Annotated in this window: 14 protein-coding genes; 5 read left to right on the top strand and 9 right to left on the bottom strand. The window is 34.5% G+C overall.

Annotated features, from left to right (window positions below):
* Nucleotides 1–244: 244 nt before the first annotated feature.
* On the bottom strand, nucleotides 245–616 hold the full coding sequence (locus tag FLA105534_RS20640) for a DUF3127 domain-containing protein (protein ID WP_041516416.1): 372 nt from the start codon (nucleotides 614–616) through the stop codon (nucleotides 245–247).
* Nucleotides 617–647: 31 nt separating this feature from the next.
* Complete coding sequence (locus tag FLA105534_RS20635; protein ID WP_173967972.1) at nucleotides 648–1,523, bottom strand: flavin reductase family protein; 876 nt, start codon at nucleotides 1,521–1,523, stop codon at nucleotides 648–650.
* A 159-nt stretch (nucleotides 1,524–1,682) separates the two neighbouring features.
* Here FLA105534_RS20635 and FLA105534_RS20630 point away from each other — a divergent pair, with 159 nt between their 5' ends.
* The gene (locus FLA105534_RS20630) at nucleotides 1,683–2,834 is read left to right on the top strand and encodes a sensor histidine kinase (RefSeq protein WP_173967971.1); all 1,152 of its coding nucleotides are present in this window, start codon (nucleotides 1,683–1,685) and stop codon (nucleotides 2,832–2,834) included.
* Between the two features lie 75 nt (nucleotides 2,835–2,909).
* Here the strand turns inward: FLA105534_RS20630 and FLA105534_RS20625 are convergent, their stop codons facing one another.
* Nucleotides 2,910–3,320, bottom strand: coding sequence for an HIT family protein (locus FLA105534_RS20625; RefSeq protein ID WP_246253283.1), 411 nt, complete (start codon nucleotides 3,318–3,320; stop codon nucleotides 2,910–2,912).
* A 41-nt stretch (nucleotides 3,321–3,361) separates the two neighbouring features.
* Nucleotides 3,362–3,838: a transcription elongation factor GreA gene (gene greA, locus FLA105534_RS20620; RefSeq protein WP_017497969.1), complete on the bottom strand. Its 477-nt coding sequence runs from the start codon at nucleotides 3,836–3,838 to the stop codon at nucleotides 3,362–3,364.
* Between the two features lie 155 nt (nucleotides 3,839–3,993).
* Between greA and FLA105534_RS20615 the strand changes: the two genes are divergently transcribed.
* Nucleotides 3,994–4,407, top strand: a complete 414-nt coding sequence (locus FLA105534_RS20615; protein ID WP_173967970.1) for a Rieske (2Fe-2S) protein — start codon at nucleotides 3,994–3,996, stop codon at nucleotides 4,405–4,407.
* Between the two features lie 44 nt (nucleotides 4,408–4,451).
* Here FLA105534_RS20615 and FLA105534_RS20610 read toward each other — a convergent pair whose 3' ends face one another.
* The 5 genes from FLA105534_RS20610 to FLA105534_RS20590 form a co-directional block, all read right to left on the bottom strand.
* Nucleotides 4,452–6,641 (bottom strand): TonB-dependent receptor, encoded by a 2,190-nt coding sequence (locus FLA105534_RS20610; RefSeq protein ID WP_173967969.1) that lies wholly within the window; start codon nucleotides 6,639–6,641, stop codon nucleotides 4,452–4,454.
* Nucleotides 6,642–6,920: 279 nt separating this feature from the next.
* Nucleotides 6,921–7,325 carry an alternative ribosome rescue aminoacyl-tRNA hydrolase ArfB gene (gene arfB, locus FLA105534_RS20605; protein ID WP_173967968.1) on the bottom strand — a complete coding sequence of 135 codons (405 nt, stop codon included), beginning with the start codon at nucleotides 7,323–7,325 and terminating at the stop codon, nucleotides 6,921–6,923.
* Nucleotides 7,325–9,439, bottom strand: coding sequence for a DUF4301 family protein (locus FLA105534_RS20600; protein WP_173967967.1), 2,115 nt, complete (start codon nucleotides 9,437–9,439; stop codon nucleotides 7,325–7,327). Before FLA105534_RS20600 ends, arfB begins: the two co-directional genes overlap by 1 nt.
* Entirely contained in the window at nucleotides 9,400–10,023 is a 624-nt protein-coding gene (gene pnuC / locus FLA105534_RS20595) for a nicotinamide riboside transporter PnuC (protein WP_173967966.1), read from the bottom strand. The genes FLA105534_RS20600 and pnuC overlap by 40 nt, the downstream gene beginning before the upstream one ends.
* A 32-nt stretch (nucleotides 10,024–10,055) precedes the next feature.
* Nucleotides 10,056–10,784 (bottom strand): phosphoglycerol geranylgeranyltransferase, encoded by a 729-nt coding sequence (locus FLA105534_RS20590; RefSeq protein ID WP_173967965.1) that lies wholly within the window; start codon nucleotides 10,782–10,784, stop codon nucleotides 10,056–10,058.
* 82 nt (nucleotides 10,785–10,866) lie between these two features.
* On the opposite strand from FLA105534_RS20590, the gene FLA105534_RS20585 reads away from it, so the two are divergent.
* From FLA105534_RS20585 to FLA105534_RS20575, 3 genes are all read left to right on the top strand, one after another.
* Complete coding sequence (locus FLA105534_RS20585) at nucleotides 10,867–11,463, top strand: Crp/Fnr family transcriptional regulator (protein WP_173967964.1); 597 nt, start codon at nucleotides 10,867–10,869, stop codon at nucleotides 11,461–11,463.
* A gap of 80 nt (nucleotides 11,464–11,543) precedes the next feature.
* Nucleotides 11,544–11,831 (top strand): hypothetical protein, encoded by a 288-nt coding sequence (locus FLA105534_RS20580; protein WP_017497977.1) that lies wholly within the window; start codon nucleotides 11,544–11,546, stop codon nucleotides 11,829–11,831.
* A complete protein-coding gene (locus FLA105534_RS20575; protein ID WP_173967963.1) occupies nucleotides 11,828–12,244 on the top strand; it encodes a group III truncated hemoglobin in 417 nt (138 codons plus the stop codon). Before FLA105534_RS20580 ends, FLA105534_RS20575 begins: the two co-directional genes overlap by 4 nt.
* Nucleotides 12,245–12,333: the final 89 nt, after the last annotated feature.

The raw sequence follows: 12,333 nt of genomic DNA, 5'->3' as shown, positions 1-12,333 counted from the left end.
CGTTCTAAAGTGGAATCTTGACTATTATTTCTCATCGCAACAAAATTTATTAAAGTTAAATTTTGTTACCGAAATATCTAACCTTTACAGAAATGACAATTATTGGGGTTGTTTTGTGTAATATTAAAGTTCATTACAGCCTTGAACTTTGGCAAAAACCGAGGCTAAAAACAAAATTCCAAACCCCAATTACATCTTTCATGAATTGGAATTTGGAATTTACTTTATTGAAATATTAACTCTCTTAGAACGGTAAATCGTCCGGTTCGTCTTCGTTCAAATTAGTTGCCGGTGCAAAAGCTTCTGCAGCTGGCATTGGAGCCGTTTGTCCAGGACCTTCCGGTGCAAGTCTCTCGATTCTCCAACCTTGAATACTATTGAAATATCTGGTTTCTCCTTGTGGATTAACCCATTCTCTTCCTCTTAAATTGATAGAAACTTTTACTGCCTCACCTTGTTTGTAGCTACTTAATAAATCGCATTTATCTTGTGTAAATTCGATCAAAATATGCTGTGGATACTGCTCATCTGTGGTAACAACCAACTCTCTTTTTTTGAATGCAGCACTAACTTGTTGCTCTGGGTTCACCACTTTTACTTTTCCTGTAACTTCCATCTTCTTTCTATATTAATTATTGTTTCTATTCTTATTGCTTTGCTAAAAGTACTTTCCAGGCCGATGAAATATCATCTTTATTAAGATATTTTTTGGCTTCCAAATGTACTTTTTCGAGATCGTCTGAGCTTAAAACTCCTTTTACCGAAAAATTTTCTTTCACAAATATACTAACTTCTTCTGTGGTAGGCAAGGCTTCAATGTTTCCTAATTTCCCAAGATCATTTCCGTCAAAAACGGGGCTTTCTTTGATAAAATCCGGAATCACATCTACTCCAACTCCTAAAGTTGTCAATGGTTTAGGCACTTCAAAAAGTCCCTGATTCGATCTGGAGTACCAATTACTTCCCAGTCTCGAAACCAAATCTATTTTATGCTGATCAATGGCTCCGTTTTCATCTAAAATTACTTCGTGAATATGAATCTTAACCACTTCACAAAGAATTAAATTCCCCGCACCACCCTGATCTCCTAACGGAATAATCTGAGTCACTTTACATTCAAACTGTACCGGAGACTCCTTTACACGATAAGGTTTCACAAAATCAGACGGAATTTGCGTCAATCCGGCTTTTATAAATTCATTTACACCCTCGCCATATTCCGTACTTGCTAGTGATGTTTGCTGCACCAAATCGTAATTCACAACATTAATAACTACTTCACGAGTTTCCTCAGCATTTATCAAAGTGTGTTTAATGGTATTATCGCGTACACGTCGGGCCGGTGAAAAAACCAAAATTGGTGGATTGGCACTGAACACATTAAAGAAACTAAAAGGCGACAAATTTGGTATTCCCTTAGCACTGATTGTACTTGCAAATGCAATTGGCCTCGGCCCTACAGCACTTTGTAAATATCCTTGTAATTTTGCCGTTGGTATTTCTTTTGGATCAATACTAATCATATTTTTCTTTTTAATGGAATCTCATTTCCGTAGCTACAAAAATAGAAAAATCGTTTAATCAAAAGAAATAGTTTAAGACTTAAAAACAAAAAATCTTTAACGCTCCACAAAATATTAAATGTTTATATTTCGTTATATTTATACCACAAAAAAATATTTATGTCTTTTTCTGAGAGAAGAAATACAACCCGTTGGATCATTATTTTTATTTCCTTTTTAATCATTTCTTTGATTCTCTGGAACACTTATACTTTTTTCCAAATCTTTAAAAACGAAGAACGCCTGAAAATGAATCTTTGGGCCAATGCACAAAAGACACTTGTCAATGCAGATGAAAATACGGATCTAGATTTACCGCTGGAAATCATCAACAACAACACCTCGGTTCCTGTTATGCTTACGATGTATGATAAGGTAATTAGCTCCGTAAATGTCCCGGAAGAAGTTCTTCAAAATGACAAAAGCACATTATCCTATCTCAATAATTTAAAAAATGAAAATGAGCCGATCGTTATTGAATATGCTCCCGGAAAACATCAGGAATTGTATTATGGAAATTCGGCATTGATCAACAAGTTAAAGTATTACCCCATTGCCTTATTATTGATTATCTTTTTGTTTGGTGCTTTGATTTATAACTTTTACAGGAGTACCAAAATGGCTACTCAAAACAAGCTCTGGGCTGGAATGGCAAAAGAAACAGCACATCAGATCGGGACACCTCTATCATCCCTAATTGGCTGGGTTGAGATCTTGAAAACAGAAGAGATCGATCCGTCTATAACCTTTGAGATCGAAAAAGACATTGAACGTTTGCAGACCATTACAGATCGTTTTTCTAAAATTGGATCAGTTCCTGTTTTGGAAGAGAAGGATATTGTTGCCGAAACGCTGAATACCTATAAATATCTGCAATCCCGTTTTTCAAAACAAGTTACCTTCTCTTATCATGTGCCCCAACAAAGTATTTTGGCCATGATAAATCCAACGCTGCACAGCTGGACGATCGAGAATTTAATTAAAAACGCGATCGACGCCATGAAAGGAAAAGGAACTTTGGACCTTCAGATTGAAGAAGATTCACAGCATGTAAAAATTAATGTAAAAGACTCCGGAACGGGAATTTCCAAAAAGCAGTTCAAAACTATTTTCGAACCCGGTTTTACGACCAAAAAACGTGGCTGGGGCCTGGGACTTTCTTTGACCAAGAGAATCGTTGAGGAATATCATGGCGGAAAAATAAAGGTTTTACATTCTGAAATTGGAAAAGGAACTACATTCCAGATTTCTCTAAATAAAAAAGTGCAGTAAGGAAATCTTACTGCACTTTATTTGATTTGAATGTAAAATCGAACGGAGTCGATATTTTATACTGGCTCTTTAAATTTAAAGATTTGCCTGAATACTTTTAGCCAGAGCTTCAAATTCTTCTTTAGAAAGTGAAACCTTATTCTGGAATCGCATTTCATCCATTTCATTTAACGGAATCAAATGTACATGCGCATGAGGTACTTCTAAACCAACAACCGCCATTCCGACTCTTTTGCAGGGAACGGTTTTTTCTAAAGCAATTGCAATTTTTTTAGAAAACTTCATTAGCCCTAAATACAACTCATCTTCGATCTCGAAAATCTTGTCGATTTCTTTTTTTGGAATACAAAGCGTATGTCCTTTCGCATTTGGGTTCACATCTAAAAAAGCCAAATAATTATCGTCTTCAGCAATTTTATAAGCAGGAATTTCTCCGTTTACTATTTTGGTAAATATTGACATTGTTTGTTCGTTTATTGGGTTCATCGTTCAACCGTTTTAACGATCAAACAGTTAAACTTAAAAAATTAGTCTCTGGTAATTTCAAGAATTTCGAATTTCAAAACTCCATTTGGAACTGTGATTTCAGCTACTTCTCCAACAGACTTTCCTAGTAAACCTTTCCCAATAGGAGAGGTTACAGAAATTTTTCCCGTCTTTAAATCTGCTTCACTTTCGGCAACAAGCGTATATTTCATTTCCATTCCGTTGCTTTGATTCTTAATTTTCACATTAGAAAGAACCAGTGCTTTCGAAACATCCAGTTGTGATTCGTCAATTAATCTCGCATTAGAATACACTTCTTCCAATTTAGCAATTCTCATTTCTAATAGACCTTGTGCTTCTTTTGCGGCATCATACTCGGCGTTTTCAGATAAATCACCTTTGTCTCTTGCTTCCGCTATATCTTGAGATGCCTTTGGACGCATTACACTTTTTAAATGCTCCAACTCATCTTTTAATTTTTTTAATCCTTCTGCTGTATAATAAGATACTTTACTCATAACTTCGTCGTTTATATAAATACAAAAAATCCCATCGGGACGGGATTTCTTATTACAAATATACTATTATTTTTAATAGTACATAATTATATGTTAATCATATAGAATTCAAATCTAAATAAATTATTTTTGTTTCACTAATTCTTATTAAAATAATGAAAAAATTCTGGTACTTAATTGTCTTTGTTTCTGTGCTTTTCTCTTGTAGTGATAATAACCGCAGTAATAAAAACCCTTACATTCCAAGTTATGCTGTTAACCTGTCTGTCGATATGAATTTGCCTGCCTATTCCAATCTTAAATTTGTAAGTAATGGTGTAATTGTTGCAAATTATGGTGCAAAAGGAATTATTATTTTTAATACCGGAAGCGACTACAATGCATTTGACGCTGCCTGTCCTAATCAAGCTGTAACCTCATGTGCCGCCATGACATTAAACGGAATAAATGCTGTTTGCTCTTGCGATAAAACGGAGTATAGTTTATTCACCGGATTGGGAGGCAAAGAATATCCCTTAAAGCAATATCGTGTAGAAGTAAGCGGAACTGTGATTCACGTTTACAATTAAAATAAAAAGCCTGAAAAATTAATTTTTCAGGCTTTTTTATTTTCTTAGAATTTCAATGTTAATCCCGCTAAGAAATTAATCCCTGCCTGAGGATAGTAATAAGGATAAACATCCCACATTGCTCCATTTGAAACATATTTTTTATCCAGAATATTGTTGACCAAACCTGTAATCAAAATCGATTTGAAGACCGATTTCGGCTTGATTTCATAGGAAACATTCAAATCGTTCACAAAGTAATCCGCCAGTTTAGCAGCGCGTAATTCAATATTATTCATGTATTGCTCACCTACATATTTCTGTAATAACGAAATGTGTAAACTTTGAATCGGACTATATACAATAATATTTCCCGCAATAACCGATGGTGAATAAGCGATATCAGTTGTTCCGTAATGTGTACCTTCAACAGCTAAATCAATATTTTTATTACTGCTTAAAGTAAAATTCGGTCTAAGGATAAACTTTTCAGAAAGTTGTATTGTAGCATCAACTTCTAAACCTAAACGGTAGCTTTTATCTGTGTTAGCACGAATTGGAGCCCCAACATCGTCCAATCTTCCGGTTAAGATTAACTGATCTTTATAGGCCATGTAATAAACATTTGAATTCAATTGAAATTTATCCGAATTGAATCTCCATCCTAATTCAAAATCATTTAGTTTCTCAGGCTTTACATTCCCGCCTTCATAATCGGTTCTGTTAGGCTCACGATTAGCTCTGGCGTATGAAAAGTAAAGGGCATTTTTTGAGTTGATTTCATAATTCAAACCTGCTTTCGGATTAAAGAAATTAAAGCTGTCATCCACTAATCCTGTATCTTTACCATTGGCCTTATACTTTACATTTCTATATTGTAAATCGCCATAAAAACTAAGCTTTTCTGTGAACTGATAATTTGCTTTTGCAAAAATATTCCCATCTGTTTTAGTTGAAAAATCATCATAGTAATGATCTCCTGGCAGGGCTACAGAAGAATTCCTTGCCCAAATTACTTTACCAAAATGAGAACCTTCATATTTGTTCCAACCACCACCTACGATTACATCCAGTTTTTCTTGTTTATATTTTACTGAAAAAGTTGTCCCGTAAAAATCATTGTCCAACCATTTCTGACGAATTAAATCGGTTCCGGGAACTAATTCACCAAGGTCATTTTCCACCATTTTAGTAGGCTGAATTGGTCCATAACCCGCCACTGGTTCATTGTATTTAAAGTTTTCATAAAATCCCTGTCCTTTAGTATAATGAACGGCTAGATTGCTGCTCCATTGATCCGAAATTGATTCACTCCAATGCAATTGATAATGGTTTTGTTTGTAATTATCGGTTTCATTATCATAAAAATGAACGTTTCCTGCTTCATCTTTATATTTTCCTGCTGAATTATAAGTACGGTCTGAATTTAGTTTTTCAGCATCAATACCATTCCAGGATTGGTATGTTTTTTCGGTTCCTCCAAAAACCAGAGCCTTAATTAAAGTCGTTTTACCAACATAAGTCCCCTGAAGAAAATACGATTTTAAATCCGAACTTGCACGATCCACATAACCATCCGATTTAATGGTAGACAAACGTCCGGCCAACTCAAAATGATCGTTTAACAAACCCGTACTGAATTTTACTGTATTTTTATTTGAATTGAAACTTCCGTAAGAACTTGAAATTTCCCCGCTTGCTTTTGTAGCATAATTATCGGTCAGCATGTTCAAACTGGCTCCAAAAGCAGAAGAACCATTGGTAGAAGTTCCAACACCTCGCTGCAACTGTAAACTTTCGACAGAAGAAGCAAAATCGGGCATATTTACCCAAAAAGTTCCCTGACTTTCGGCATCATTGTAGGGAATTCCGTTAATGGTTACGTTTACTCTGGTAGCATCGCTACCACGCACCCTGATTCCGGTATACCCTATTCCGCCTCCCGCATCAGAAGTAGTAACCACCGACGGCAGATAATTCATCAGGATTGGAATATCCTGACCCAGATTTCTAAATTTAATGTCTTTTTTATCGAGATTACTAAAACTTACCGGAGTCTTGGTCGTAACACGAACTGCCGAAACTAAAACATCATCAAGTTTATTGACTTTTGTAGAATCCTGTTCTTGCGCGAAAGAAAATTGAGAAAAGAAAATAGAAAAAAGAAGTAAGAAAATAGATTTGGTTCTGCTTGACTTTTGAATCTTAGAACCTTTGTAACTTAGCACCTCAGCACCTTTAAAAATAGTTTTCATCCGTAAATAATTACGAATAAAAGGGGGAATTATTCTTTTTGTTAAATTAATAAATGTTTCACGACAAAGTATAGTGTATACGCTAAAATTGTCGTCTTTCCCTTAGCGACATTACTCGCTCAGGTTCTTTGGGTATGATCTCAGCTCGTTATTTAGAGCACCCCTTTGAGACAGTGCAAATGTAATGTTAAAAAATCCAATATTCAAATTCCAAATTCCAATTTTTGACAACGAAATCTAAACGCTATAATTGGAATTTGCAATTTAAAGAGTTGCTATTTAATCTAAATTTGGCTTCTTTCTGGATTGTTTTATTTCTGAGACATTCTTTTTATCCTTGATTCGTTTTTTAATTACCGATTTCGGAATCTTAGTTGCTTTACGCACTTTAGGAACATGCAATCCTTTTTTAATTACTTCTAAGAATCGTTTTATGACAATATCTTTGTTTTTAAGCTGACTTCTGTCTTCATCACAATTTAAAATCAGAATATTTTCCGTTGTTAAACGGACTCCGATATTCTTCTGCAAAAGCAGTTTTTCTTCTTCAGATAAAGCCTGAGACAAATTCATATCAAAAGTCAAAACAACTTTTGACGATACTTTGTTTACATTTTGCCCTCCAGCACCGCTGCTGCGTACTGCTTTGAAACTTAACTCTGATATGATTTTTTCGACATCCATTATTGTGGCTGATGTGCTGCTTTTAATAAATCGTTTACTGTTTTCACGGGATTAAAAGTAATTAATGGTACTGCGACAAAAATAGTCAGCCAATTGGCCATTGCTCCGTTCCACAATCCTGGCAGTTCGTAACTTTTCACTACTCTTCCTTCAACACTTTTTTCTACAATAAAGCCTGTTTTTTGATCTACAAATTGCAGTAAATCAAACTTTTCATTTTTGTAATTTTTAATTCCGCATACTAAATCAACAGGGTTAAAATGAGTTGCCGAAGTCAGAATTTCCTGTTGCTTTTTATTTGCTAGATCTATTTGTGAAGCTTCTACAATCTGAAGTGAAACCGATCCTTTATCATTCATTACCCAAAATGGTCCACCGCCCGGTTCTCCTTCATTTTTCACCATCCCGCAAACACGAATTGGTCTGTCTAACAAATCTTTAATCTTACTGATTTTATTTTCAAAAGTAAATTTACTAAAATCACTATTCAATTCAACATTCAGCTTCTTCAATAAAAAAACAATGATCTCCTCAAGGCCTTCTTCTTTTATCTCCTGCTTTTCAATTGCATTTAGATAACCAAAAACCTTTTGTTGAACTTCAAGTAAAACTCCTGCCAATGCTTTCTTATACAAAGCAATTTGATCAATATGATTCTGAATTACATTATCAATATTTTTCACAAAAATAATATCGGCATCAAGTTCATTTAGATTCTCAATTAAAGCTCCATGTCCTCCCGGTCTGAAAACTAGTCTATTATTCTTATCCCGGATCGGGCTATTTTTAGCATCTACACAAATCGAATCTGTACTTTTATTTTGATAGGAATAAGAAATGTCTATTTTGATTCCTGAATCTGCTTCCACTTTTTCTTTAAGAACCTCAACTTCATTTTCAAACAGATTTTGATGTGCTTCCGAAACAGTAAAATGCAAATTAGAAACCTGATTTGACGTTGCATAATGCACACATTCATTCAAATGTTCTTCGATTGGATTTGCTATATGCGTTTTGTATTGATGAAAAGGCAAAACTGCCTTTGGCTTATTGGCAAAGTCATAATAAGCTGAAGACAATAATGTTTTTATAAAATAATAATTTTTATAATCTCTGTCTAAAACTTCAAAATCAGGATAAATCTCCCTAAGATCTATATCCAGAGCCTCAAAAAAAGGAAACTTATCCATCGCTACAATAAAAATAGATAAATCACTATCTTTTTTTCTATTGATATAAGCATTTATAGTTTCTTTTTGAATATCAAAATCATTCAAAAAAGCACTTAAAAATTTAAACATTCTACTGGCTGCACCCGAGGCCGGAACAAATTTTTTAAGTTTGATCTTCGATTTTTGGACATCAAAAAAAACAGCTTTTTCTTCAAATTCAGCTTCTGACAAGCTTAGAATACCATTTGCAGTTGTAGCTGGGCTAATTAAATTAGACTTTGTTATTCCGTTTTTAAAAATTTGCAATTGCTGCAAAATCTTCTCAAAAGGAATTCCATGCTCGTACATCTGAACGAAATCTTCTGATGAGAAACCATGTTGTTTTGCAACAGACAATTGCTCGACAATTACTACCGCTTTGGCCAAACGGCTTTCTTTATCTCCAGAAAGGGTTATGTAAGGTTTTTTAGTATCAATAAGCGTTTGCTTGAAGACAGAAAACACTGTCTCCCTACCTTCTGCAGTATCCCGGAGATCGTCCTTTTCCCATGGAACATCAATGTCTGTTAGGAAAAATAAATCGTATTCATGCTCTAATGCCGCCTCATTTAAAAGCGGATCACAAAAACCATAGTACATTTCAGAAAAAACCTTTGTTACCATTAAGTTGGTATCGCAAAAAAGATATTTTTGGGACAAATCGAGCTTTTGATTTTCTAAAGCTACTTGTCCGTATGCAATAGGCAGCATATCATCGGCTACACAAATGTGCTGGTTCTCTTCCCATTTTTCCTGCAAATAATCACGTGCAAATTCAGGAACCCATTCGGTATCATAATATTCTGCAAGTTGTTTTGCTAAGGTAGTTTTCCCTGTACTTTCAGGACCAAATAAAGCAATTTTTATGATAGCTGTTTTTTGCTGTCTAAGATTTTTCTCCATTCTAAATAAGCTGAAATAGCCAAAATTGTAAAAATTAAATATTGAAGTGATAACATCCCTAAACCGCGATAAGCGTAGAGAGGTACTACAATAATATCACCAATAATCCAAAGCGTCCAGTTCTCGATCTTTTTCTTCGCCATATACCACATTCCAGCAAAAAATATTCCTGATGAAATCATATCGACATAGTTGTCATTTCTAATTTCATAATCAAAATATTTATAAATGCCGAAAACTACAAAAACAGTTATAAAAAACAATATTATTCCAATTATTTTTTCGTTTGTATTTGTACGTGTTATAGGCAAATTATCTTCTACCGTTCCTCCTTTGGCCCATACATACCAACCATAAATACTCATTATAGAAAAATATCCATTGATGATCATATCACCGATATAACCTGCAACATACAAGAGATAAACCGAAATAACGGTGGCGATCAAACCTGTCGGATATACCCATATATTTTCTTTTTTTGCAAACCACACACTCAAAATACCGCAGATAAAAACTAAAAACTCCAGCGCAATATGCCATAATGGGGCGTTTTTATAACTGTCCAGAAAAAAATCAATCATAATCGAATTGGTTATTTTGGGTTGATTTTATTTTATAATTCAAAAAAATGACTGTCGTTTTCAAAAGCGGTTCCAATAACCACTAAATCGGCTCCCGCGTTATAAGCGTTTTGAATTCCGTGCAAATCTACAATTCCTCCTCCAACAATTATAGGTATCTCGACATTTTGGGCAATTAACCGCACCATTTCTAACGGAACTGCTTTTTTTGCACCGCTTCCTGCTTCTAAATAAATCAATTGATTTCCTAACATCTCTCCGGCCTGTGCTGTGGCCAAAACCAGATCAAAATTATCCCGATCCAGTGGTTTTGTTTTACTTACGCGTGCTACAGCCGTTTCGTTCCCGCTTTCAATCAAAATATAACCTGTCGAAATGACTTCCAGATTTGTTTTTTTTAGAATTGGAGCGGCCTGAACCTGATACTCTATTAAATAATCCGGATTCCGGCCTGATAACAAAGATAAGAACAAAATAGCATCTGCCTGAGGTGAAATCTGTGAGGGATCACCCGGAAATATAACAACGGGTAAATTGGTTTCTTGTTTTAATTTTGAAATTAAATCTTCTAAAATTCTTGCCTTTACAATACTTCCTCCCACAAATATATGTGTTGCAGGAGATTGATTTATTTTAAGCAATAAATGATCTAAATTTTCCCAAACAATCTTATCCGGATCTAACAAGATGGCCAGTAATTTTTGTCCATTACTTTTAGCTTCCAGAATTTCTTGTCGTATAGTGAGTAATTTTTGTCTCATAATGGGCGTAAAAGTAAAAGTTTTTTGATGCAGAAGAACTATTTTGAATGAATTATATTTGTGGTATAGCTAAAACAAAATTATGATCGCAACTGATCTGCTGAAAAAATACGGTGCTCTAAAAAAGTCTTTCGACAAAAATGAAATTATTTTTGAAGAAAACAACCTACCCACACATTATTACCAGATTGTTTCAGGCGAAGTAAAAATGAGCAACTATAACGACGACGGACGCGAGTTTATTCAGGGCATTTTTTACAAAGAGCAATCCTTCGGGGAACCTCCTTTGTTTCTAAACCAAAGTTATCCCGCAAATGCCATCACGGTTGAAGCCTCAGAAGTGCTAGTTCTTACCAAAAGCAACTTTATGAAACTGCTGGAAGAAAACCCTGATGTCAGTATCAAAATAATCGAAAACCTGGCTCAGCGTCTGTATTATAAATCGGTTATGGCAGCTGAAATGTCAACGCAGGAACCGGAACATCGCATTTTAAAATTAATCGATTATGGAATTGTTTATTTCAATTTTGAAAAAAACGAGAATGGCCACCTCATCAACTTTACGAGACAACAAATTGGAGACCTAACCGGTTTACGCGTTGAAACAGTCATCAGAACCATAAAAACTCTGGAGAAAAAGGGCCTCTTAAAAATCATAAACAGGAAAGTATACCGATAAAATAATTCAGTTTTTATGATTTAAGTCATAAAATGCATCTCTATAGTGCCTGTACCTTTGTAGTATAAAACTTCAATATCATGACACTATATCAAACAACATTCGAAAATTTCAATAAAAACTATATGGGTTCTGCTGCAATGGCTGTAATTGGTCAAAGCTGCTTAGGTGGTGCTGCGGCAATGTACGTTCTGGCTAACGGAACCTCAATACCTCAAATGATACAACTTGCCATTATTGTTTTAGCTTGTGTTTTTGCAAATACTTCTATATTGGCACAAATGAAGCACAAAACGGTTTTTAACCTTATTATTGCAAGTGCACTTTTAAGTGTCTTTTTTATTCTATTAAATAGTTTTATTCTATGAAAAAACAAATAGAGAACCGGGCAGATGTAAATTTTTTGGTACATCAGTTTTACGCTAAAATAAGAGCCGATGAAGAAATCGGCTCTTATTTTAATACCGTGATCAAAGATTGGGATGCGCATTTAGAAAAGCTAACCGATTTTTGGGAAACCAATTTATTCGGAGTAAAAAAATACAAAGGCAATCCACTTGAAGTACACAATGAAGTTGACTCGCATTTTGAAGGAAAAATTACTTCAAATGAATTTGGAATCTGGTTAAACTATTGGTTTCAAACTTTAGAAGAACATTTTGAAGGCGAAAATGCAGAAACGCTAAAACGACGCGCCAGAAAAATGGGTACGTTTTTGTTTATGAGTATGTTTGAGCACCGAAAAAAAATGAATGAGGTTTATTTAGAAAACTTAAATTAAGTCTATTTTTTGTCATTTCTGTAAAGGTTAGATATTTCGGTAACAAAATTTAACTTTAATAAATTTTGTTGCGATGAGAAATAATAGTC

The sequence above is a fragment of the Flavobacterium collinsii genome (assembly GCF_902804485.1).
Lineage (GTDB): Bacteria > Bacteroidota > Bacteroidia > Flavobacteriales > Flavobacteriaceae > Flavobacterium > Flavobacterium collinsii.
This window is presented reverse-complemented; position numbering and strand designations above follow the sequence as displayed.